A 23,846-nucleotide genomic window follows, 5' to 3' on the forward strand; every position below is an offset into this window, starting at 1 on the left:
GAGATTAACTTAATGCCATTGGGGATTTCCCAAGTCTCCATTTCTCTATACCAGACCTGCTTCCTTAGCGCTCTCGTAGTCCAGACCGTTCTCAATAGCCTTCAATACCTTTATCTGTCTGGCAGTGTCGCCTATGAGTATACCGGCCACTAGCTTACCATCCCTGAAGAATACCTTCCTGTAGGTTCCCTCAATGTCGTTTCTCATTCCAACCTGGTCAAGGAGAGGATCGTCGAAGTCAACTGAACCTGCTGAAAAGACCTTGGCGTTAAGTGAGTTGAAGATCGTCGAGTTGGTGAATTTCTTGAAGTCCACCCCGGAGCCCGCTGCGTTCTGTCCTGCGGTCTTCCCCATTCCAAGGGCTGCAGGCCATGTTCCGTATACGAGTCCGTCAAGCTGGCAGACATCACCGCATGCCCAGATGTCAGGCACGGATGTCTCCATCTTCCTGTTGACTATGACTCCCCTCTCCACAGCGAGCCCTGCTTCCTTGGCAAGCTCAAGGTTTGACCTGATACCAACCGAGAAGAGGACGAAATCCGCTTCGACGAAGCCGCCGCTCTTGAGGGAGACACCTGCCACTTTCGCTCCCAGATTGTTGGTAAGTGCAGGGTCCTTCTTTATCTTGATGTACTGGGCTGAATCGCCAAGTATGAGGTTAAGCCCCGACCTGTTCGCAATCCCGCTGAATATCGCAGCGCCTTCGTTGTCAAGCTGCCTCGGAAGAAGCCTCTTGACGAACTCGACCACTGTGACGTCGACACCAAGGAGCTTCAGCTCCCAGGCTGCCTCAAGTCCAAGCAGACCACCACCGATGACTACAGCCTTCTTGCCCGGAGCTATCTCTCCGGCGAGCTCCTTCGTGTCAGCGAATTCCCTCAGGGTATGGATTCCGTCCACATCCTTGAGGTTCGAGTCATTCAGCACGAAGCCCGGTGTCTTCTCGCTGTGGTCGAACTCAACCTGAACCGGCGGTATGAAATTATGGCTTCCGTTTGCCAGTATGAGCTTGTCGTATGATCTTTCGGAGCCGTCGTCAAAGACCACCTTCTTCTCCTCAGGAAGCAGTTTTGTCGCTGTCTTTCCAAGGAGCAGCTCGATCCTGTTATCTTCATACCAGGAATCCTTCGCAAGGAAGAACTTCTCTGATGGCTCCGAGCCATCAAGGTAATCACCTATGTTGGTCCTTATGTAGGACTTCATGTTCTCTTTGGATACCATGGTAATGGATGCTTCAGGAAGCAGCTTCCTGATTTCCTTGGCGGCATTGAAGCCTGCCGAGCCATTACCTAGTATGAGGAACCTGTCAAACCCTCCTATGGGAGCCGGAGCTTCAATTTCAGCCACTTCCACGAAGGCGTCGCCATCAGCTCCGCAAACTTCGCATTTGTCAGGTATGGAACCTTCGACCACGTGTCCGCAGACGGCGCACCTGAAAAACCTCTTTTTCTCCATATCAATTTCTCCTATCAGCCTTCAGGCCTTTACATGCTCCTGGTTAACAGGGATCTTGCCCAGCAGCTTCTCTCCAAACTCCCTACCCCATGCGTAGGCGTCCTCAAGCTCCTTTTCGCTTGCCTTGAACTTGATGCAGAGCCCCGGTCCGTGGATCTTCATCCTCAGCTCCTTGAGCCTTGATTCAATCCTTGGTACTGCTTCTCCGCTCCAGCCGAACGAGCCGAAGGCTCCGGCTACCTTGCCGCCATGTATGGTAGGGTTGAGGTGGGCCATAAGGATCCTTACAGGCTCCAGCAGCTCGCCGACTATAGTCGGAGAACCGAAAAGCAGGCCGTCTGAATCACCTATGTCAGCAAGTATGTCGTTCATCTCATGGTGGATGATGTCAAAGGATGCAACCTCGAAGTCGCCTGCTGAAAGAAGACCTTCAACTACCTTCTCCCCGATCTCCTTAGTGTATCCATAGGCGGATACATAGCTGACAGTGACCTTCTTCCTCCTGCCTGTCCTGTCCGCAGGGGCAGCCCACTTCACATACTGGTCAATGACAGCCCAGGGGTCTCTCCTTAGTATCGGGCCATGCCCGGTAAGGACCGTGTCAATTTCAAGTCCCTTTATCTTCTCATAGGCCTTGAGCACATGCTGCTTGTATGGCCCGAATATGGTATCGAAATAGTACTTCAGTGAGTCCTGGTATTTTTGCTCCTCTTCAGGAGTGATGAGGTCATCGAACATTGGCTCGAAGCAGTAGTGGAGTCCGAAGGAATCACAGGTGACAAGCGACTTGTCCTCCTCTATGTAGGTGTACATGGAATCCGGCCAGTGCAGGAACGGCGCCATGATGAACCTCAGGGTCTTTCCTCCAAGCTCAAGCGTCTCGTTCTCCTTGACTATCCTGTGCCTGAACGGCTTGTTCACCATTTCCTTCAGGAAGCCTATGGCTGCCTGTGAACCAAGGACCTCCGCGTTCGGGGACAGTTCCAGCATCTTCGAGACTGACCCTGAATGGTCAGGCTCGGTGTGGCTTACTATTATGTAGTCGATCTTTGCAGGGTCGGTTCCAAGCTCCCTGAGCCTTTCAAGGTATTCATCGAGAAACTGGAGCTTGACTGTCTCGAATACGGCAGTCTTTTCCGTTCCCTGAACAAGGAAGGAGTTGTAGCTTGTGCCGTAGGGTGTATACATTATTATGTCAAATATTCTGAGACCTGGGTCCAGGGCACCTACCCAGTGGATTCCCTTTTTTACTTCCAAGGATCTAAGCATTGTTTCATCCCTTTCTTATAGCCATTAAGGCTTTCTTCATCAAATTTCACACAACCATTATACATCAACAAAGTGAACTTTTTATGCAGGCCTACCTGAAACAGGCAGTTGTTTTCAGAACTTTTACAAACAAGGCACGTTTGGAGTATCCGCGTTGCACAAAGCGAGTCTTCATGGGTTATAATGGAAGGAAAGGACATCAGGGGGAAAGCCATGAAGGCCATGTATACTAAGAACCTCATGCTCAGGGAATGGACGTTTAACGATGCGGAGGCCTTGTTCGATTATGCAAGGGGCCCTGAAATAGGACCCAATGCCGGATGGGCGCCCCACAGGGATTTGGAGGAAAGCCGCAGGGTAATCGAAATGTTCAGGGCGAGCGAAGATGAGATATATGCCATGGTCCTCCGGGAAACAGGAAAGGTCGTAGGAAGCATCGGCCTCCATGACAGGGCACCTGAAGGCATGCAATCAGCTGTCAGGGCTAAGGAGATAGGCTATGTCCTGACCAGGGACATGTGGGGAAAAGGTCTTGTACCTGAGGCGTGCGCAAGACTAATCATCCATGCATTCGGGGATGGCCTGGCAGACGAGGTGTGGTGCGGACATTACAGCTTCAATGGAAGGTCAAGGTCGGTAGTCGTCAAGACCGGTTTCAGATACGTGGGGACGGTGAGGAAGACACTCGATAGGCTTGATGGCAGTGAGGTCGACCTTTTGGCATACAGGATGACAAGAGATGACTTCGAGGAGCTAAGGGCGGTTCTTGCAGAGAGAGCCGGGATAGGATTGTGAGGTGTTCCCATGGTACTTGGATTAGGGTGCGACATAGTGGAGATTGAAAGGGTGGCAGGCGTCTTCACGTCAGATAGGAAGCTTGCCAGGATATTCACTGATTCTGAGATTGAGCTTGCAAGGACAGACAGCTCCCTTGCAGGAAGGTTTGCCGCAAAGGAGGCTTTCCTGAAGGCACTTGGCACAGGAAAGCAGGGAGTCCAGCTTAAGGAGATAGAGGTGCTTAGGGACATCTCCGGGAAGCCATACATCAACGGGGAAAGGCTGAAGCAGGTACTGGACCGGGTATTCGGAAGACCTGTAAGGATAAGCGTGACCATATCTCACAACAGGAAGGACGCAATGTCAGTAGTAATTATAGAAGGTGATTGAATTGAGGATCGCTGGGGTCGAAATGATGAGGGAGATTGACAGGATAGCGGTGGAGGAGATTGGAATACCGGCTTCGGTTCTAATGGAGAACGCCGCCATTGCATGCGTAAGGAACCTGGACCTGACAAAAGGCTATTTCGTGGTAGTCTGCGGAAGGGGAAACAACGGAGGAGACGGCTTCGCCATAGCCAGGCACCTTTACTGCATGGACAAGGAGGTCGATGTCTTCTACATAAGTGAAGGCAGCGACTACAAGGCTGAGACCAGGACGAACTTCAGGATACTGAAGAGGCTCGGTGTCCCCATGACTCCGCTATCTGGCGAGACCATGTGGTCCTTCAGGGAAGCCCTGAAGGATGCGGATGTCGTAGTAGATTCGCTGCTTGGTACAGGGGTTGCGAGGCCAGTTAGGGACTTCCTAAGGCAGGTCATCCAGGAGATCAACATAAATTCGAGGTTTGTTCTTTCGGTGGATGTCCCGTCCGGAATGAATGCGGATACGGGTGAATCCATGGGTCAGGTGGTCGATGCGGACATTACAGTCACTTTCCAGTGCATGAAGAGGGGATTCCTTAATTATGAGGCAATGCCTCATCTTGGAAAGATTGCCGTGGAAAAGATAGGTATCCCCGGACCTGTTGAGGCAAAGGCTGAGAAAGGGGAGTACCTTACAGACCACTCCCTGGCATGCTCCCTGATTCCTATAAGGGACAAGACAGGCTTCAAGGGCAACTATGGTAAGGTTCTGGTGGTTGCAGGCTCGCAAGGATTCACCGGGGCAGCGCTCATCTGCACAGAAGCTGCAATATCAACAGGCTCGGGACTCGTAACCCTGTGTTCAAGGGAAGAGGTGTTCCAAAGCCTCGTCCTCAGGCTGAAGGAAGCCATGAGTCTCCATCCTGATAAGCTTGAGGACGGGGTGTCAAGGGCGGATGTCGTGGTGTTCGGTCCGGGACTCGGCAACTTTGACGTTACCTTCGACATGCTTCTTCTTGTAATAAAGTCCATGCAGGAGAACGGCGGCCGCTCCAAAACGCTCCTTATAGATGCTGACGGGCTGAATGTGCTCAAGGACAGGACGGAGATACTGACTCACCTGGACTTCAATGTCATACTCACTCCCCATGTGGGTGAAATGTCAAGGCTTTGCGGCCTCAGCGCGGAGGAAATACAGAAATCGAGGATCGACACCGCAAGGAGCTTCGCACTGGAGCACAAGTGCATCGTGGTCCTCAAGGGGTTCAATACGGTGGTGACCGACGGCAGCGTAGTCTACGTGAATCCCACCGGGTCGTCAGCGATGGCACAGGGAGGAATGGGCGACGCTCTGGCTGGGATGATAGGGTCCCTCTGCGGACAGGGGCTTGAGCCTCTTGAGGCAGCAGTGCTTGGCACCTATCTACATGGATACATAGGAGATGAGCTGGCAGGGGAAAGATATGTAGTGAAGGCATCTGAGATAATCGATGCGATCCCGGGAAGCATGAAGAGGCTTCAGGATTCGAGGAAATAATCGATGATTTGTGTTAATATGTAACGTGGAACTTAAGGATTTGCACAGAGGAAATGGTGATTATATGCATGACATGATAAGGCCGTTATGGGCTGAGATAGACCTTGACATACTGATGGAGAACATGAGGCGGATAAGGAAGCTTGTCGGGGATGTATGGATAGTGACCGTCATAAAGGCTGACGGATACGGCCACGGAGCCCCTGAGATAGCCAGGCACATGCTAGAGGCCGGAGCAGACGAGATAGCTGTTGCAGTGGTTACCGAAGCAATGCAGCTGAGGGCGTGCGGAATCACCGCGCCTATCACGATACTGAGCTTCACACCCCTTGATTTTGCTGAAGCCTCAATAAGGGAGGGCTTTGCCCTCGCCTGCTACAGCTATGGATACGCTGAGGAGCTTGACAGGATTGCTGGAAGGCTGGGGCTTAAGGCTAAACTCAACATAATCTCGGATACCGGGATGGGAAGGCTCGGATTTCCTGTCAGCGATGAAAGCGCAGAGGAGGTCGCGAGGATAGCGAGCCTTGGAAATGTCGAGATGTACAGCCTGCAGTCGCACTTCGCATCATCTGACTCAGGTGACAAGTCTTACGCGCACATGCAGCTTGACAGGTTCAGGTCCTTCATGAAGTCCATGGCAGACAAGGGAGTCTCCTTCAGATACACGGCCATGTCCAACAGCGCCGGTGTTATCGACATACCTGAGGCAAGGTTCAACTGCGTGAGACCCGGGATAATGCAGTACGGCTATTATCCGTCTGACGAGGTGGACAGGACAGTAATAGATGTAAGGCCTGTGATGAGCCTGAAGTCTGTTGTCGTCATGCTGAAGACTGTTCCTTCGGGTACGTCCATAGGCTACGGAAGCACTTTCACGGCAGAGAAGGAGACAAAGGTCGCCACCTTACCGATAGGCTATGCTGACGGTTACTTCAGGAACCTTTCGAACAAGGGGGAGGTCCTGATTGGCGGAAAAAGGTGCAGGGTCCTTGGAAGGGTCTGCATGGACCACATCATGGTGGATGCCACCGGCTGTGACGGTGTCAGGGAAGGTGATGAGGCGGTCATAATGGGATCACAGGGAGAGGATTCTGTCTGGGCTGATGAGATAGCCGATAAAGCAGGCACCATCCCATACGAGATAATCTGTGCCGTTGCAAAGAGAGTGCCGAGAGTGTATATGAAAGGTGGAAGGGAAGCATTCAGGACGGAACATCTTGAATGCCTGCCAAAGGGAGCGCTGTGAAGAGGACGAAGGAATATCTCCTGATAACCATAGGGTCGATACTTGTCGCATTTTCAGTCCAGGTCTTCTTCATACCCAACGGCATCGCCCCGGGAGGCGTATCAGGAATGGCACTTGTGCTGAACCTTGTGGTCCCGGGTATCCCTGTAAGCGTACTGGTCATGGGGCTTAACGGTATCTTCTTCGGGCTGGGTTTCCTTGTGCTTGGCGGGGGTTTCGGAGTCAAGACACTGTACGCAAGCGCACTGGTATCAGCTGCGATGTGGGTCATCGAGACCTTTCTTTCAATAGGCCAGCCGACAGGCGACCTGATGCTGTCCACCGCCATGGGGATACTTCTCCTTGGAGCAGGCATAGGCATAGTCTTCAACCAGGATGCCTCAACAGGAGGCACTGACATCATCGCGAAGATAATCTCAAAGTTCACAGGCATGACGCCCGGAAGCGCCCTGGTCCTCATCGACCTTGCGGTAGTGGTGATGATCGCACTCAACTTCGGGCTTGAGAGAGGGCTTTACGGAATACTCGGTGCCATACTCAACGGAGTCGTCATCAACAGGATAGTAGAAGGCTTCAACTCCCAGAAGCAGGTATTCGTAATAACCAGGGACAGGGAGAAGGTCAGGGGATTCATAGTGGGCAGGCTCGACAGGGGTGCCACGATATTCACCGGTGAAGGCGCATATACAGGTGAGAAGAGCTACATGATCTACTGTGTACTTTCAACCAGGGAGTTCGTGGTACTGAAGCAATTCCTGAGGGACCAGGTCCCTGATGCCTTCGTCACTGTCGGAACTGCTGCTGAGGTGCTCGGCAAGGGCTTTTCATCGCCTAAGGTAAAGGGGAACAGCGGGGAGGTAAATGCGTGAAGGATTTCAAGCTTAGGGACTTCATTCTGATAACAATAGGTATTCTGCTTGTCGCTTTCAGCCTTGAGTATTTCTACATACCGGCAAGGATAGCGGCAGGAGGCGTAACGGGTATAGCAATCATCCTCAACAGCTTCATACCCGCACTTCCCGTAGGTGCCATAATCCTCGTGCTTAACCTGATACTCTTCGCAACGGCATTCCTTACGATCGGAGGAGGCTTCGGGGCGAAGACCATATATGCATCCTACGGGCTGTCCCTCATCATGTGGGCCATGGAGGCGGTGCTTAAGCCTCAGGCGCTTACTGATGACCTGTTCATAAACGCTGCTGTAGGCACCATAATCGTTGCAATCGGCATGGCCATGGTCTTCAACAGCGGAGCCTCGACAGGAGGGACGGACATACTTGCCAAGATACTCAACAGGTACTTCCACCTGGACATAGGCAAGTCGCTCCTAATCGTAGATTTCATCGTCGGACTTGGCGGAATAATGACCTTCGGTATCAGGATCGGTCTGTACGCCATGCTCTGCATAGTAGTAAACGGGACTCTCATAGACAGGCTCATCGACGGACTCAACACCTCCAAGGAACTGATGGTCATAAGCAGGAACGAGGAGGAAATAATAAGGTTCATAATAAAGGACCTCGACAGGTCATGCACCGTGCTTACAGGCTATGGAGGATACACAGGCGAAGGAACCTCGGTCCTTTATGTGGTCCTTAACTGGAGGGAGTACATCAGGCTCAGGGAATATATCAGGGAGATAGACCCCCGCGCATTCATTTCGGTAAATGACGTACATGAAGTTCTCGGAGAGGGGTTCAAGGACCTGAGATGACATTCATTTTCTTTATATTATCTTCATAAGCTTGTGCCATACTAATAAATCGTGGAGGTTCAGGGTATTCCCTCTTAAGGTAAATTAAAGCACAGAAGATTAAACTTGTACCGTTACAATTTAGGCGAGACCATTACCGCTGCACCGGTCCCTTCATCAGGGCTCATTTGACCTGGTAGAGGCTGCTGAAGCCGGATGCCGCATGCCACTTAAGATTTATTCATAGGAGTTGCAGAGATGATAGAATTCAGAAACGTTACGAAGAAGTACGACAACAAGGTCACTGCTTTGGACGACATCAGCGTAAAGATAGAATCCGGGGAATTTGTATTCCTTGTCGGAGCTTCAGGTGCAGGAAAGTCAACCTTCATCAAGATGCTGCTGAAAGAGGTCGAGCCTACTACCGGAACCGTGAAGGTTGGAAACAAGGACCTGGCGGCAATAACGAAGAAGGACATCCCATACTACAGAAGGAAGATAGGCATGGTGTTCCAGGACTTCAGGCTTATAAATACGCTCAATGTATTCGAAAACGTGGCCTTTGCGATGAGGGTCACCGATGCCACCCCTAAGGAGATCAGGAGAAGGGTCCCCATGGTGCTTGCCCTTGTCGGCCTTTCAGACAAGGCAAGGAACTTCCCGACAGAGCTTTCAGGCGGAGAGCAGCAGAGGGTATCCCTGGCAAGGGCGATAGCTAACAATCCTTCCATACTCATAGCTGACGAGCCGACCGGAAACCTTGACCCTGATACAGCGAAGGAGATAATGTCGCTGCTCATGGATATCAACAAGGCCGGTACAACGGTCCTCATGGCAACCCATGCGCGTGAGATAGTCGACATCAGCAAGAAGAGGGTAATTTCGCTCGAGAAGGGCAGGATTACCAGAGACGAGCAAAAAGGAAGGTACAACATTCATGACGAAAATTAAGATGTTCCTTGGAGATGCGCTTAAGAGCCTTAAAAGGAACAGGACGATATCGCTGGCCAGCATGGCAACTGTGGCTGCGACTCTGTTCATATTCGGTGTATTCATACTCGTTGCAATGACAATAAACTCAAGCGTAGCGACAGTGGAATCAAAGGTGGAGATCAAAGCATATCTGCTTGACGAGGCCACAGAAGAAGAGAAGCAGGCCGTACAGGCTGCTATAGAGTCAATAGCCGGAATAAAGGAAATCAAGTACGAGACAAAGGAAGAGGCATTCACCAAGTTCAAGGAATCCCTGGGAGAGAACAATGCGATCCTCGCTGGTTATTCAGAGGCGAACAATCCTCTGCCGAATTCCTTCGTGGTCAGCCTGAACACACCTGAAGCGGCAAGGCCTGTAGAGGATGCTGTAAAGGACCTTCCGGGCGTGCAGCAGGTTGGAAACGAGAGGGATACCGTTGAGATGATCATTGCTGTTGCAAGGACCATCAGGACAGTCGGTGTCGTCATATTCGGCATACTGATAATAGTGTCGCTGTTCCTCATAGGGAATACGATAAAGCTCACTGTCTTCAGCAGAAGGCGTGAGATCGGGATAATGAAGTTCGTCGGAGCAACCGACTGGTTCATAAGGTGGCCATTCATAATCGAAGGTATCATAATGGGAACTGTAGGTGCGATTTTTGCGGTAGCAGTACTTTATTTCGCATATAAGGGAGCATACACCCAGATAACCAAGGCATTTTTCTATGCAGGCCTTACTGCTCCGGGCTATGTCCTAAGCAACATGAGCTGGCAGTTCATCCTTGCAGGGATGGGAATTGGAGCCGCGGGAAGCTATATTTCCCTGAGAAGGTTCCTGGACGTATAAAACAAAGGGGTGGCTGTCATGTACTATGATCAAGATGAGAGAGGTCCTGGCAGAATAGGGGCAAAGGCGCTTGCCCTGTTTTTCGCGGCCATTGTCATAGCAGGAATATCATTCCTGGCGGGGACTCTTATGGGGCCTCTGAAGGCAGTGGAGCCATCAGGGCTCGAGGCTCAGTTTCCCGGAATCACGGATATTGAGGATTTCGAGAAGCTTTTCGAAGTAAGGGAAACGCTTTACCAGACCTACTACAAGGACATAGATGATTCTGTGCTTATAGAAGGCGCTATCAAGGGAATGGTAAATTCCCTCGGTGACCCATATACTGTCTTCTTCAATGCCGAGGAGTACTCAGCGTTCAACGAGGAAGGTACGGGCAACTATGTGGGAATAGGGATCATGGTTGGCGCAAAGGACGACAAGATAGTAGTCATAACCACCTTCGACGGAACACCGGCTTATAAAGCTGGAATCAGGTCGGGAGATGTCATAGTCAAGGTAGAGGGCGTAGAATACAAGGGGTCCCAGATGGACCAGGCGGTCTCAATAATCAGGGGCGAGGCAGGACAGGCCGTGAACTTTACGATCGAGAGGGACGGGATCCAGATGGACCTTTCCGTGGTCAGGGACCACATAAAGCTTGTCAACGTTGAGGCTGAGATGCTTGAAAGCGGAGTGGGGCTGGTTACGCTCCTTCAGTTCTCTGAAAACACATCCTCAGAGTTCAAGGGCGCGCTTGACAGCCTGAAGGCTCAGGGCGCGAAGGGATTCATTGTGGACCTCAGGGGAAATCCCGGAGGATACCTTGACGAGTCGATAAAGATTGCATCTAACTTCATAAGGAAGGATGCTGACGTGGTCTACACACTGGACAAGTTCGGCCAGAAGAAGACCTACAAGTCCTATGGCGGCGACTACATGGGAGTACCACTTGTGGTGCTGATCGACGAGGGATCTGCATCAGCATCTGAAGTTGTTGCCGGAGCCCTTAAGGATTACGGTGCGGCAACCTTTGTGGGGCACAACAGCTTCGGAAAGGGAATAGTCCAGATGGTATACAACGTGGGCGAGGCTGAAGGCCTAAAGGTCACTGTGTCATCATACTACTCTCCAAAGGGTACCAACATACATGGCACGGGAATAATGCCTGATCTGGTGGTGGACCTTCCTGAAGGCTTCTCTGAAGGCGAGTACGACAGACTGAAGGATACTCAGCTCCAGAAGGCGCTGGAGATCCTGAAGGGAAAGCTTGGCAACTGAATAGGAAATTTATCAGGGGATGGCTTAGCCATCCCCTGGTTTGCCATTTTCTGCCAAATGAATGCAGCCTGTGTCAATAGGTGAACATATGTTTACACGAACCTCCGGATAGGAGTATAATAAAGGGTGAGGATAAAGGAAAGGAGACTTGAGACGATGGAAGGGACCTTCAGGATAAAATCGAAGTACAAACCGACAGGTGACCAGCCTGACGCCATAAATGCCCTTGTGGAATCCATAAACAGCGGCAACAGGGCACAGACCCTCCTTGGAGTGACCGGTTCTGGAAAGACCTTTACCATGGCTAACGTCATCGAGAGGACACAGAGACCGGCTCTTGTGCTTGCTCACAACAAGACACTTGCAGCACAGCTCTGCTCGGAGTTCCGGGAATTCTTCCCTGACAGCGCTGTGGAGTATTTCGTCTCCTACTACGACTATTATCAGCCGGAGGCATATGTACCGCAGACGGATACCTTCATCGAGAAGGATTCATCGATCAACGACGAGATAGATAAGCTGAGGCACTCAGCCACTTCAGCGCTCTTCGAGAGAAGGGATGTCATAATAGTGGCGTCTGTGTCCTGCATATACGGACTTGGAAATCCTGATGAGTACAAGGACCTGTCGATATCGCTTAGGCCTGGAATGAACCGGGACAGGGATGAGGTCGTGAGGAAGCTCATCGAGATACAGTATGAACGTAACGACATCGACTTTTCCAGGGGTACCTTCCGGGTGAGAGGTGACATACTAGATGTGGTACCTGCATCTGAGACAGCGAAGGGCATAAGGGTGGAGTTCTTCGGGGACGAGGTAGAGAGGATAAGGGAATTCGATGTGCTCACAGGAGAGATCATGGCTGACCTTTCCCATACGATAATATTCCCTGCCTCCCATTTCGCAACCTCCTACGCCAAGGTCGAGAAGGCAATAGCCAGAATAGAGGCTGAACTTGAGGAAAGGCTTGAGGAGCTCACCCGCGAGGACAAGCTTCTTGAAGCCCAGAGGCTCAGGCAGAGGACCAACTTCGACCTTGAGATGATCAGGGAGATGGGATATTGCTCAGGAATAGAGAACTATTCAAGGATACTTGACGGAAGGGACCCCGGAACTCCTCCCAAGACCCTCATAGATTACTTCCCAAAAGATTTCCTGCTGTTCATAGATGAGAGCCATGTGACGCTTCCGCAGCTTAGGGCGATGTACGCCGGAGACAGGTCGAGGAAGAGGTCTCTCGTGGACTACGGATTCAGGCTTCCATCTGCATACGACAACAGGCCTCTGCGCTTCGAGGAATTCGAGGAGAGGATCGGTCAGGTTGTTTTCGTCTCGGCGACACCGTCGCAGTATGAGAAAGACCACTCCGCAGTAGTTGCTGAACAGATAATAAGGCCTACGGGCCTCATTGACCCTGAGATAATCATAAGGCCCACCAAGGGTCAGATAGACGACCTCTATGCTGAGATCCGCGAGACAGTGAAGAACGGCTTCAGGGTGCTCGTGACTACGCTCACTAAAAGGATGGCAGAGGACCTTACAAAATACTTCAAGAACCTTGGGGTAAAGATAACCTACATGCACTCCGACGTTGAGACCATGGAGAGGATGAGGATTATAAGGGACCTGAGGCTCGGTGAGACAGATGTCCTGGTCGGGATAAACCTCCTGAGGGAAGGTCTTGACCTCCCGGAGGTTGCACTCGTAGCGATCCTCGATGCTGACAAGGAAGGGTTCCTCAGGTCAGAGACAAGCCTGATACAGACCATAGGAAGGGCAGCTAGGAATTCGGAATCAAGGGTCATAATGTACGCCGATATGAGGACAGGGTCAATGGACAGGGCAATCGGCGAGACCTACAGAAGACGGAAGATCCAGATGGAGTTCAACGAGAAGAACGGCATAGTCCCTACGACTGTAGTGAAGGACATCAGGGAGGTCATCGAAATAACAAGGGTAGCTGACGAGATAGAGGAATTCAAGTCGCTTGAGGATGCCGTGAAGTTCAACAAGGAAAACCTGGAGAAGACAATAAGGAAGATGGAGCTGGAGATGTACAAGGCTTCCAAGGAGCTTGACTTCGAGAAGGCTGCCTACATAAGGGATGAGATCGGCAAGCTCAAGAAGGAGCTTATAAGGAATAAGAACTGACCACAGGAGATTGATTATGAAGAACATTACCATAAAAGGCGCAAAAGTGAATAACCTCAAGAACATCTCACTGGAGATACCAAGGGACAAGCTGGTAGTCTTCACCGGTCTGTCAGGGTCAGGAAAGTCATCCCTGGCTTTCGACACATTGTATGCAGAAGGGCAGAGGCGATACGTGGAGTCGCTTTCAGCATACGCGAGACAGTTCCTTGGCCAGATGAACAAGCCGGACGTGGAGTCCATCGACGGACTGTCTCCGGCGATATCAATCGACCAGAAGACCACATCCAAGAATCCCAGGTCTACAGTGGGAACTGTTACAGAGGTATACGACTACCTGAGGCTTCTATATGCCAGGATTGGAGTGCCGCATTGCCCTGAATGCGGACGCGAGATTGCATCCCAGTCCATTGACCAGATGGTTGACAAGGTCATGGAGCTTCCTGAGAAGACAAGGATACAGGTCCTTGCACCACTTGTACGCGGCAGGAAGGGAGAGCATGAGAAGGTAATAGAGACCATCAAGAAGGCGGGCTTCGTGAGAGCAAAGATCGACGGAACGACGATAGACCTGTCCGAAGAGGAAGTTGACCTGAAGAAGACCTACAAGCATGACATATCCGCCATAGTTGACAGGCTTGTCATAAGGGAGGACATAAGGTCAAGGCTCTCTGAATCCCTGGAGCAGGCGTTGAAGCTTGCTGAAGGGACAGTGATAGTTGAGGTCATCGGGGGCGAGGAGATGGTATTTTCGGAAAAATTCGCATGCCCTGAACATAACATAGGCATCGAGGAGCTTGAACCGAGGATGTTCTCCTTCAACGCACCTTTCGGCAAGTGCGGGCATTGTGACGGACTCGGAACCCTTCTTGAGATAGACCCTGACCTCGTCATCCCTGACAGGACCAAGAGCATAATGCAGGGAGCAATAGCCTCCTGGGGAGATGCAAGGCTCAAGGAGGACTCCTGGACATACGGGATACTCCAGGCACTGACGAAGAAGTACAGGTTCAGCCTTGATACTCCGATAATGGAGCTTCCGGATGAGATAGTTGACATCCTCCTGTATGGCTCCAGAGGTGAAAAGCTGAAGGTACAGTATAACAAGAACTATGCAAAGGGCGAATATTCCCACATATACGAGGGGGAGGTAAACAACCTCAAGAGACGTTACATGGAGACCTCCTCCGACTACATGAAGGGTGAAGTGGAACAGTTCATGTCGAGCAACCCATGCCCTACGTGCCATGGGGCAAGACTGAAGAAGGAAGTGCTGGCAGTAACTGTCGGCGGAAAGAACATATACGAATTCACGAGGCTAAGCATCGTAGAAGAGCTTAAGTTCCTTGATTCCCTGAAGCTTAGTGAAAAGGAAGTAGTGATCGGGGATCAGATCCTACGTGAAATAAGGTCAAGGCTGAGCTTCCTTGTCAATGTCGGCCTTGATTACCTTGACCTTGCGAGGAATTCCGGAACCCTTTCTGGAGGAGAGTCGCAGAGGATCAGGCTGGCGACGCAGATAGGAGCAAGCCTTACGGGGGTCCTGTACATACTTGACGAGCCGAGTATCGGGCTTCACCAGAGGGACAACGACAAGCTCATTGAAACCCTGAAGAAGCTGAGGGACATAGGGAATTCGCTTGTTGTAGTTGAGCATGATGAGGATACGATAAGAAACGCAGACTATATCGTAGACATAGGGCCCGGAGCCGGAGAGCATGGCGGCGAGGTGGTTGCAAAGGGCACGCTGAACCAGGTCATGAAGTCGAAAAGGAGCATCACAGCCAAATATCTCACCGGTGAACTGAAGATTGACGTACCCGGCGAACGAAGGAAGGGAGACGGTTCCTTCATCTCAGTGATAGGTGCGACCGAAAACAACCTCAAGGACATCGATGTTGACTTCCCTCTCGGAAAGTTCATTGCTGTAACAGGGGTATCAGGCTCCGGAAAGTCGACCCTTGTCAACGAGGTCCTGTTCAAGGCCCTGTACAAGCTGGTCACAAGGGCCAGGGCAATACCCGGAAAGCACAGGGCTATAGAGGGCTATGAGAACATTGACAAGATCATCGACATAGACCAGAGCCCAATAGGAAGGACCCCGAGGTCCAATCCTGCGACCTATACCGGTATGTTCGACCTTATAAGGGATCTTTTCTCACAGACCTCCGAATCGAAGGCAAGGGGCTACAAGCCAGGCAGGTTCTCCTTCAACGTCAAGGGCGGAAGGTGCGAAGCCTGCTCCGGTGACGGGATAATCAAGATCGAGATGCAGTTCCTTTCAGACGTGTACGTTCCCTGCGAGATCTGCAAGAGCAAGAGGTACAACAGGGAAACCCTCGAGGTCAAGTACAAGGGGAAGAGCATCGCTGACATACTTGACATGACCGTTGAGGAAGCATACAGGTTCTTCGAGAACCTGCCGAGGATCCACAGCAAGGTCCAGACACTCATGGATGTGGGAATGGGCTATGTGAAGCTGGGGCAGCCTTCTACTCAGCTCTCCGGAGGTGAAGCCCAGAGGATAAAGCTTGCGTATGAGCTATCCAGGAGGAGCACCGGAAGGACGCTCTATATACTGGATGAACCGACTACCGGTCTCCACACAGATGATGTCAAGAGGCTGAACGAGATACTGCAGAGGCTTGTGGATGTGGGAAATACCGTCATCGTCATCGAGCACAACCTTGATGTGATAAAGTGCGCTGACCACATAATCGACCTGGGACCTGAAGGTGGAGACAAGGGTGGAACAGTGGTGTTCCAGGGTACTCCGGAGCAGATTGCAGCCTTCGACGGATCATACACAGGCAAATACCTCAAACCTTACCTGGGACTTTGACAAAGGATGCCCGGCACTTCCAAGGAAGTCCGGGCATCTCGACATGCTGAAGGCTGACAAACACGTGCAGGTCCTGTCAGGAAACTGGTATAATCATGTTAATTGAATATTAAGGAATTCATCCTCAATCTTAAAAGCACTTTAATCATTTTGAAATATCATTCAATATAGAAAACACATATCAAGGGGGTGCCTCATGGACTTCGAAGCCCTGCTAAGCAGGATATTCACACTGATCTTCATCGCAATAATCTATTATATAATCTTCAAGGCCCTCATTCTGATGGGAAAAGACATGAAGAAGAAGACCTCCGGGGAAGATGAATACTCATCCCTCATAGTAGTCGATCCCGGCGAGAACAGGAGCCTTAGGAAAGGTGCTGAGATACCCTTGAGGGGCGAAGTCACCTTCGGCAGGAAGAATGACAATACCGTTGTGCTCAGTGACCCTTATGTTTCCAGTCACCACATGAGATTCTTCAGGAACGATGGCAGATACGTGGTGGAGGACATGGGCTCCACAAACGGTACGCTGCTCAACGGGGAGAAGCTTAAGATGAAGACTTATCTCAAGGACGGCGATGTCATAAGCATCGGCGGCCTCTCACTTAAGACAAGCCTTTGAAGGGAGGTAACGGTTTGAATACAAAAGTTAAGCTGCTGCTTCCTGCATTTGCCCTGACGATGGCGCTGTTCGGTAACATAGCCATACTGGGAGACCCATTTGACGTAGGTGCACTCATCATGGGTGGTGTAATGTGTGTGCTGATTGGGTATGCCCACATAGTTGTCAACAGGTTCTTTTCGCATGGTGACAAGTTCATAGTATCAATCGCATCCATACTTCCTGTCATTGGCATAGCGGTTATCTACAGGCTTGACCCGGCAACCGCGATCAAGCAGGTTCTGTGGTTCATAATAGGTATCAGCGCTTATATGGCGCTTGTAATCATACTTCCGGACCTTAAGCGGTTCGCGAGCCTGAAATATGTTTATTTGGTCCTCACACTTGTATTCATGGGCATGGCCACATTCATTGGGAAGGAGATTTATGGTGCGAAAAACTGGGTTGACCTGGGCTTCGTATCCTTCCAGCCCTCTGAATTCGGAAAGATATTTTTTGTATTCTATCTTGCCTCAAGCCTGAAGAATTACACGGACCTGAAGTCTCTTGTCGAGCCGGGTGCAGTAGTGGTCATATCCCTTGGTTTCATGATATTCCAGAAGGACCTGGGATCAGCGATGATATTCTCCTTCATCTCGATATCAATGCTTTATGTGGCAACCTCAAGGCTCAAGTATCTGCTTGGAGCCCTTGGAGCAGGTGCTCTTGGTGCTGTGGCGAGCTGGGCGATCTTTTCGCATATTCAAAAAAGGGTAATGATCTGGAGGGACCCATGGCCATATGCTTCCAACGAGAGTTACCAGATAGTGCAGGGGCTTTACGCCATATCATCTGGAGGTCTGTTCGGCTCTGGACTATACCAGGGATTCCCAGGTTACATTCCAGTGAACAAATCTGACTACATATTCGCGGTAATAGTTGAGGAGCTGGGTGTAGTGTTCGCACTTGGGATAATGGTACTTTATTTCATCCTGTTCTTCAGGAGCATCAGGGCTGCCCTTTCTGCGACATCACCATTCACTACGCTTCTTGCTGTAGGTTTTTCTGTGATGATAGCCATGCAGGTCATTGTGATCATCGGAGGCGTGTACAATATGATTCCGCTGACTGGAATAACCCTTCCGCTCGTAAGCTATGGAGGAACTTCCATGCTTACGGTATTCTTCTGTCTGGGCATCGTCCAGAAGATATCCGAGGAGGTTTGAAATGGGAGACGATACGAGGATAAGGGTCCTCAACAGGAACATCAGGTTTCTCTCATATACCCTTCTTTCACTGTACCTGGGAGTGATGTCATACATGATATACTTCCAGGTATTCATGGCTGAGGATATAGAGGCGAAACAGGGGAATGTGAGATATCTTGCGAAGACAAACAAGGTCCTCAGGGGCAACATATATGACAGGGACGGCAATGTCCTGTCCTTCAGTGAAAGGCAGGATGACGGGTCCCAGAAGAGGGTCTATTCAGGTGGAACAGCCTTCAGCCATCCTCTCGGCTACGCCAGTGCACAGTATGGTGTCGCGGAGCTCGAGAAGAGGATGCAGGAGCATCTTACGAACTACAGTTTCGACATTACTCTTTCAGCCAAAGATTTCCTGGGGATGCTGAAGGATCCTGATTCTTACGTCGGAGCGGAGAAGTACGGGGACAATGTGGTGACTACCCTGGACAGCAAGCTTCAGCGTGCGGCATATAAGAGCCTGGGATCGCAGTATGGGGTAGTGGTGGCCATGGACCCGTCAACAGGGGAGATCCTGGCTATGGTGTCCACACCTACGTACAATCCGTCAAAGATCGATACTGACTATGAGTCCTACAGGAACGATACTGATGGGGTGATGGTAAATTTTGCCAATGTGGGCCTTTATCCGCCTGGTTCTTCCTTCAAGGTTGTAACGCTGGCATCAGCCCTGGAAAACTTGGGCAATGCACTTGGCAGGACCTTCGAGGACAATGGGAAGATAGAATTCGCGGATGGTACTGTGCTTCCTAACCTGGGCAACAGGGCCTATGGGACAATAGGACTTGAAGAGGCTCTGGTGGTGTCGTCGAACGTGGTTTTCGGAACTGTTGCCATGGAGATAGGCAATGCTGCACTGAGGAAGACCGCTGAATCCTTCGGATTCAACGAGAGGTTCTCCTTCCACGACATCAACCTCGAGGCATCGAGGTTCCCTGAGCTCTCGAAGAGCCAGGGTGGAGAGATAGCTCAGACAGGGATCGGTCAGGGTGAGGTGCTTGCATCGCCTCTCCTGATGGCGATGATAACTTCAGCGATAGCAAATGACGGAGTGATGATGCAGCCGAGGCTCGTATCTGCAATAACCTCGCATGACGGAAACATCAGGGCTGCCTTCGAATCGAAGACACTGAAGGCACCGATCTCCAAAGAGGATTCTGACACCATCGCCGCATTCATGAAGGAAGTCGTAGACCAGTCGTCCGCTGCCAACCTGAAGAACCTTGAGAAGCTTTCTGCAGCCGGAAAGACAGGCTCCGCGCAGTATTCTGAGCTGGTCTACGAGGAGCTTGTGACTGGAGTCCACTCATGGTTCATAGGCTTCGCTCCATATGAGAATCCCAAGATAGCTGTTGCGGTTATCGTCAGGGGCGGCGGCTCAGGAGCAGGTGCAGCGGCGGCCGTCGCAGAGGATGTCATAAGCACTTACCTTGGGAAATGAACTGGAGGAATCTTGATTGTTTGACCTTGAATACCAGCTGAGCATACTCCCGGACAATCCGGGAGTATATCTCATGAAGAACTATCTAGGTGAGATAATATACGTAGGGAAGGCCAAGAACCTTAAGAAAAGGGTCAGGTCTTATTTCGTGAACTCAAAAAACCAGAATGACAAGACCAGGATAATGGTCTCGAAGATAAAGGAATTCGAGTTCATCGTTACGGACAACGAGATGGAAGCCCTTATACTGGAGATGAACCTCATTAAGAAGCATAGCCCGAGGTACAACGTCAGGCTGAAGGATGACAAGCACTATCCCTTCATAAAGATCACGATAAACGAGGATTTTCCAAGGGTCTACATTACGAGGACGTACGCAAAGGACGGCAACAAATACTATGGGCCCTATACCGATGCCGGGGCGGTCCACGAGACACTTGAAGCCATTAAGAAGATATATCCCATAAGGACCTGCAAGAGGGTCATTACAGTGGAGGGTGAAAGGACCAAGCCCTGCCTGAACTACCATCTCGGCCTCTGCAAGGCGCCCTGCGCGGGATATATTTCGAAGGAGGAGTATTCACTCATGGTCGAGGATATCATGAATCTCCTTGAAGGCAGGGATGTGAAGATCAAGAGGTCCCTGAAGGAAGAGATGGAGAAGGCGGCCGAAGCCTTGGAATTCGAGCGTGCCGCATTCATACGCGATAAGATCTATTCGATCGAGAAGACCATAGAGAAGCAGAAAGTATTCTCGAAGAGCGACGAGGACGAGGACTATATCGGCATCTACAGGGAGGGTGACGATGTTTCAGTTCAGGTATTCAGCGTAAGGGATGGAAAGCTTACAGGTCGTGAGCACCACATGATAGAGGATGCAGTGCATGTTGAGGATAAGGAGGTCCTCTCAGGCTTCATAAAAAGCTATTACGGCGGCACCGCCTTCGTTCCAAAGAAGATATACCTGAAGGCTGAGCCTGGCGATGAGATCGTGTCACAGTGGCTGAACCTGAGGCGTGGAAGCAAGGTAAGCCTGATCGTCCCTTCCAGGGGAGAAAAGCTGAAGATGCTGAACCTTTCAGCAAACAATGCGAAGATAAGCTTCGAGCAGTTCAGAGACAAGCTGATGAGGGAGAAGGAGGAGAACAGCCTTGCGCTGATGCAGCTGTCGTCTCTTCTTGAACTTGATGATGTTCCCATGAGGATAGAAGCCTTTGACATCTCCAACATACAGGGGGTCGATTCCGTAGGGACCATGGTGGTTTTCGAGGGTGGAAAACCAAAGAGCAGCGACTACAGGAGATTCAGGATAAAGACAGTAAAGGGTGCCAACGACTATGATTCCATGAGGGAGATACTTGAGAGGCGGTTCAGGAGGGGCCTGGATGAGGTAAAGGAGATACAGGAGCAGAAGCTCGAGTATGCAGGCGGTAAGTTCTCTGTTTTTCCTGACCTTATAATAATGGACGGCGGAAAGGGTCAGGTTAACATAGCACTTGATGTGCTTAAGTCCCTTGACATCGAGCTTCCTGTAATAGGCCTGGTCAAGGACCACAGGCACAGGACCAGAGGAGTGATCTACAACGACTGCGAATATTCCATGCTGAGCATGCGTGAATCTCTCATGATGCTTACAAGGATACAGGATGAGGTGCACAGGTTCGCGATAACCTATCACAGGACTTTAAGGGACAAGAGGACTCTCCATTCTATCCTCGACGACATACCAAAGATTGGGGAGAAGAGGCGTAAGAACCTTATGATGGCCTTCGGTTCCATTGAGAACATAAGGAGGGCATCCATTGAGGAACTTATGAAAACACCTTCGATAGACAGGTCAGCAGCAGAGAGCATCCATATTTACTTCCACGGTAGGAACGGCAGGGAAGAGACTGGGAAAGAAACAGATGAGATGCAGATGACGGTCATTCCTTAATTATTTTGTCAATTATCAGTCAATCTCAAGTGCTATGATAAGTTTAGGATGGAGGCGAACAGGATGAATATCAAACGAATCAAATTGATTTCTGCAGTTATGGCAGGTGTCCTTGTTTTTTCTGCCTGTAAAAGGGTACCTGAAGTGAACCCGACAGAGACTGCAAAGCCAACACAGACAGAAGCATCAGGACCTTCGGAATCAAAGCCTTCTGAGACAAGGCAGACTGAAGGGACAAGAGATCCTGATGGCGATACTCCTGTTAAGGAAGGAAGCCTTTTCAAGATGGCGGATATCGATGGAGATGGCTTTGACGAAAAGATAGTCCTTGATCCGGTAATGACAGGAAGCCCTCCGGTGAACACAAGCTTCACTGTAAGGGTTGGAAATTCCTCCATTGAGGCGTTCTATGAGGATTTCGAACCTGATTTCTCGATCGTCGACATAGATGAATCGGATGAGTATATGGAGATTGCCGTCAGCTCATATGGCCCCAGCAGCGACCTGAATACCGCATTCTACCATTATGACGGGAAAGATCTGAAGTTCATGGGCGATATCCAGGGCTTCTACGGAATGACCGAATGGGGCGAGGGTGAGCTTAAGATAGACGGATCAGGTAAGATAAGGACTCTTGTGAAGTCATATTTCATCCAGACCTGGTTCCATGAGGAGGAGTATCTTCTGAAAGGTGACCTTTCCTTTGAAAAAGTAGGGAAAGACCTATACGGAATGAACACAGATGTCGTGATGCTTGGAGACCTGACCCTCTACAGGGAGCGTGGAGGGGCTGAGATGGGTATAACAGTCAAAAAGGGTGCTGAGGTCCTCCTTAAGGACACGGACGACAGGGAATGGTGTTCAGTCGTCACCAAGAGCGGAGAAACAGGCTGGATGGCAGTGGATGAGGACTATAAGGTCAGGGGCGCAACGTATTATACATACGACCTGTTTGAGGGTCTGACTATTGCAGACTGACCGGTTCTGGGCTAAAATTTTAATTATCCACAGGTTTCAGAAATATTTGTTTATTATTTGCCATTGTTTGTGTATAATTCTAAGTTGTAGTATTTTAATCAGGAGCTGAAAAATGAACAATTATCCTTTGGCTTTGAAAAAGCTGGAAGAAATCCTAGATAAGAATGAAATATTGGTCGATGAGCCCATGAGGAACCACACCTATTTCGAGATAGGCGGGACTGCCGACATCATAGCCATCCCGAATACCATCGAGAAGCTTGTAAGTGTGATAAAGCTTATGAAGGAAGAGGAGGTACCTCTTTTTCTCATAGGCAACGGATCCAACCTTCTTGTAAAGGATGGTGGAATCAGAGGATGCGTGCTGAAGACTGAGGCTATCAGGAGGATTTCCTGCGACGGCGATAGGATAACTGCAGAATGCGGAGCTCTCCTCAAGGACATTTCTGATGCTGCGCTGGATGCATCACTCGCAGGCTTTGAATTCGCATGTGGAATACCTGGAACCCTTGGTGGTGCCGTGTTCATGAATGCGGGAGCATACGACGGGGAAATGTCGTTTGTCCTTGAAAGCGCAAGGGTGCTTACAAGGGACCTTGAGGTAGTGACTCTGAAGAACGGTGACCTGGAGATGGGGTACAGGACTTCAGCAGTGAAGTCTAACGGCTACGTTGTACTTGAAGCGGTTCTCAAGCTCACACCTGGCGACAGTGGAGCCATAAAGGCCAAAATAGACGACCTTACAGAGAGAAGGAACGAGAGGCAACCGCTTGAATACCCTTCAGCAGGCAGTACCTTCAAGAGGCCGCCAGGCTACTACGCTGGCAAGCTTATCCAGGATGCCGGTCTAAAGGGATATCAGATAGGTGGAGCCCAGGTTTCCGAGAAGCACTCAGGTTTTGTGATCAACAGGGACCATGCGTCAGCAAAGGACGTCATAGACCTTATCAACCACATAAAGAAGACAGTCGACTCCAAGTTCGGAGTTGAGCTCAACACCGAGATACTAATAGTCGGAGAAGAGCTGAGGGATATTTCGTAGAATGCAGCCGCCATGATTTTCATGGCGGTTTTTGCATATTTAAAACTCGAATTCATGTATGATTTCCAGTAGCGACTGAATTTTCTACAGGTATCTTTTTTGTTTTTTTGTTGAGCACCTAGCCAGTATTACTCAAAGACCGATTGTTAGAGCCGTAAAATT

Annotated in this window: 19 protein-coding genes; 17 read left to right on the forward strand and 2 right to left on the reverse strand. The window is 50.4% G+C overall.

Translation table 11 applies throughout. The features are described 5' to 3' along the window. Positions 1–45: 45 nt before the first annotated feature. Both T472_RS20400 and T472_RS20405 read right to left on the reverse strand, forming a co-directional pair. Positions 46–1,455, reverse strand: coding sequence for an FAD-dependent oxidoreductase (locus T472_RS20400; protein ID WP_052011823.1), 1,410 nt, complete (start codon positions 1,453–1,455; stop codon positions 46–48). A 21-nt stretch (positions 1,456–1,476) separates the two neighbouring features. Then, on the reverse strand, positions 1,477–2,712 hold the full coding sequence (locus tag T472_RS20405) for an FprA family A-type flavoprotein (protein WP_242864814.1): 1,236 nt from the start codon (positions 2,710–2,712) through the stop codon (positions 1,477–1,479). Between the two features lie 195 nt (positions 2,713–2,907). Here T472_RS20405 and T472_RS13700 point away from each other — a divergent pair, with 195 nt between their 5' ends. The 17 genes from T472_RS13700 to murB all read left to right on the forward strand — a co-directional run bounded on the left by T472_RS13700 (position 2,908) and on the right by murB (position 23,684). Next, positions 2,908–3,519 (forward strand): GNAT family N-acetyltransferase, encoded by a 612-nt coding sequence (locus T472_RS13700; RefSeq protein WP_052011824.1) that lies wholly within the window; start codon positions 2,908–2,910, stop codon positions 3,517–3,519. 9 nt (positions 3,520–3,528) lie between these two features. After that, positions 3,529–3,891 (forward strand): holo-ACP synthase, encoded by a 363-nt coding sequence (gene acpS, locus T472_RS13705; RefSeq protein ID WP_023388984.1) that lies wholly within the window; start codon positions 3,529–3,531, stop codon positions 3,889–3,891. A gap of 22 nt (positions 3,892–3,913) precedes the next feature. Continuing rightward, a complete protein-coding gene (locus tag T472_RS13710) occupies positions 3,914–5,404 on the forward strand; it encodes an NAD(P)H-hydrate dehydratase (protein WP_207643978.1) in 1,491 nt (496 codons plus the stop codon). Between the two features lie 73 nt (positions 5,405–5,477). Continuing rightward, complete coding sequence (gene alr / locus T472_RS13715) at positions 5,478–6,653, forward strand: alanine racemase (RefSeq protein WP_207643979.1); 1,176 nt, start codon at positions 5,478–5,480, stop codon at positions 6,651–6,653. Beyond that, positions 6,650–7,522, forward strand: coding sequence for a YitT family protein (locus T472_RS13720; RefSeq protein ID WP_040907681.1), 873 nt, complete (start codon positions 6,650–6,652; stop codon positions 7,520–7,522). Before alr ends, T472_RS13720 begins: the two co-directional genes overlap by 4 nt. Beyond that, complete coding sequence (locus tag T472_RS13725; protein ID WP_023388980.1) at positions 7,519–8,367, forward strand: YitT family protein; 849 nt, start codon at positions 7,519–7,521, stop codon at positions 8,365–8,367. The genes T472_RS13720 and T472_RS13725 overlap by 4 nt, the downstream gene beginning before the upstream one ends. Positions 8,368–8,604: 237 nt before the next feature. After that, positions 8,605–9,297, forward strand: coding sequence for a cell division ATP-binding protein FtsE (gene ftsE, locus T472_RS13730; protein ID WP_023388979.1), 693 nt, complete (start codon positions 8,605–8,607; stop codon positions 9,295–9,297). Then, complete coding sequence (ftsX, locus tag T472_RS13735; protein ID WP_023388978.1) at positions 9,284–10,168, forward strand: permease-like cell division protein FtsX; 885 nt, start codon at positions 9,284–9,286, stop codon at positions 10,166–10,168. The genes ftsE and ftsX overlap by 14 nt, the downstream gene beginning before the upstream one ends. 18 nt (positions 10,169–10,186) lie before the next feature. Further along, positions 10,187–11,425 carry a S41 family peptidase gene (locus tag T472_RS13740; RefSeq protein ID WP_023388977.1) on the forward strand — a complete coding sequence of 413 codons (1,239 nt, stop codon included), beginning with the start codon at positions 10,187–10,189 and terminating at the stop codon, positions 11,423–11,425. Between the two features lie 156 nt (positions 11,426–11,581). After that, positions 11,582–13,576, forward strand: a complete 1,995-nt coding sequence (uvrB, locus tag T472_RS13745) for an excinuclease ABC subunit UvrB (protein WP_040907682.1) — start codon at positions 11,582–11,584, stop codon at positions 13,574–13,576. Positions 13,577–13,592: 16 nt separating this feature from the next. Further along, positions 13,593–16,418, forward strand: a complete 2,826-nt coding sequence (uvrA, locus tag T472_RS13750) for an excinuclease ABC subunit UvrA (RefSeq protein ID WP_023863651.1) — start codon at positions 13,593–13,595, stop codon at positions 16,416–16,418. Between the two features lie 196 nt (positions 16,419–16,614). Further along, a complete protein-coding gene (locus T472_RS13755) occupies positions 16,615–17,043 on the forward strand; it encodes an FHA domain-containing protein (protein WP_023384430.1) in 429 nt (142 codons plus the stop codon). Positions 17,044–17,102: 59 nt separating this feature from the next. Further along, complete coding sequence (locus T472_RS13760) at positions 17,103–18,248, forward strand: FtsW/RodA/SpoVE family cell cycle protein (RefSeq protein WP_162491237.1); 1,146 nt, start codon at positions 17,103–17,105, stop codon at positions 18,246–18,248. A 1-nt stretch (position 18,249) separates the two neighbouring features. After that, on the forward strand, positions 18,250–19,728 hold the full coding sequence (locus tag T472_RS13765) for a peptidoglycan D,D-transpeptidase FtsI family protein (RefSeq protein ID WP_023384424.1): 1,479 nt from the start codon (positions 18,250–18,252) through the stop codon (positions 19,726–19,728). A 16-nt stretch (positions 19,729–19,744) separates the two neighbouring features. Then, positions 19,745–21,664, forward strand: coding sequence for an excinuclease ABC subunit UvrC (gene uvrC / locus T472_RS13770; RefSeq protein ID WP_023384421.1), 1,920 nt, complete (start codon positions 19,745–19,747; stop codon positions 21,662–21,664). Positions 21,665–21,727: 63 nt separating this feature from the next. Next, positions 21,728–22,642, forward strand: a complete 915-nt coding sequence (locus T472_RS13775; RefSeq protein ID WP_023384419.1) for a hypothetical protein — start codon at positions 21,728–21,730, stop codon at positions 22,640–22,642. Positions 22,643–22,754: 112 nt separating this feature from the next. Further along, positions 22,755–23,684, forward strand: a complete 930-nt coding sequence (gene murB / locus T472_RS13780) for a UDP-N-acetylmuramate dehydrogenase (RefSeq protein WP_023384416.1) — start codon at positions 22,755–22,757, stop codon at positions 23,682–23,684. Positions 23,685–23,846: the final 162 nt, after the last annotated feature.

The organism is Youngiibacter fragilis 232.1, from assembly GCF_000495435.3.
In the GTDB taxonomy this organism is placed as follows: Bacteria; Bacillota; Clostridia; order Clostridiales; family Clostridiaceae; genus Youngiibacter; species Youngiibacter fragilis.

Bases quoted from the DNA above. Each gene is read 5' to 3' on its own strand.
- murB (WP_023384416.1), top strand. From the start codon at position 22,755: ATGAACAATTATCCTTTGGCTTTGAAAAAGCTGGAAGAAATCCTAGAT.
- acpS (WP_023388984.1), top strand. From the start codon at position 3,529: ATGGTACTTGGATTAGGGTGCGACATAGTGGAGATTGAAAGGGTGGCA.
- T472_RS20400 (WP_052011823.1), bottom strand. From the start codon at position 1,455: ATGGAGAAAAAGAGGTTTTTCAGGTGCGCCGTCTGCGGACACGTGGTC.
- uvrA (WP_023863651.1), top strand. From the start codon at position 13,593: ATGAAGAACATTACCATAAAAGGCGCAAAAGTGAATAACCTCAAGAAC.
- T472_RS13765 (WP_023384424.1), top strand. From the start codon at position 18,250: ATGGGAGACGATACGAGGATAAGGGTCCTCAACAGGAACATCAGGTTT.
- T472_RS13775 (WP_023384419.1), top strand. From the start codon at position 21,728: ATGAATATCAAACGAATCAAATTGATTTCTGCAGTTATGGCAGGTGTC.
- ftsE (WP_023388979.1), top strand. From the start codon at position 8,605: ATGATAGAATTCAGAAACGTTACGAAGAAGTACGACAACAAGGTCACT.
- T472_RS13700 (WP_052011824.1), top strand. From the start codon at position 2,908: ATGGAAGGAAAGGACATCAGGGGGAAAGCCATGAAGGCCATGTATACT.
- ftsX (WP_023388978.1), top strand. From the start codon at position 9,284: ATGACGAAAATTAAGATGTTCCTTGGAGATGCGCTTAAGAGCCTTAAA.
- uvrB (WP_040907682.1), top strand. From the start codon at position 11,582: ATGGAAGGGACCTTCAGGATAAAATCGAAGTACAAACCGACAGGTGAC.
- T472_RS13755 (WP_023384430.1), top strand. From the start codon at position 16,615: ATGGACTTCGAAGCCCTGCTAAGCAGGATATTCACACTGATCTTCATC.
- alr (WP_207643979.1), top strand. From the start codon at position 5,478: ATGATAAGGCCGTTATGGGCTGAGATAGACCTTGACATACTGATGGAG.
- T472_RS13740 (WP_023388977.1), top strand. From the start codon at position 10,187: ATGTACTATGATCAAGATGAGAGAGGTCCTGGCAGAATAGGGGCAAAG.
- T472_RS13760 (WP_162491237.1), top strand. From the start codon at position 17,103: ATGGCGCTGTTCGGTAACATAGCCATACTGGGAGACCCATTTGACGTA.
- T472_RS13710 (WP_207643978.1), top strand. From the start codon at position 3,914: ATGATGAGGGAGATTGACAGGATAGCGGTGGAGGAGATTGGAATACCG.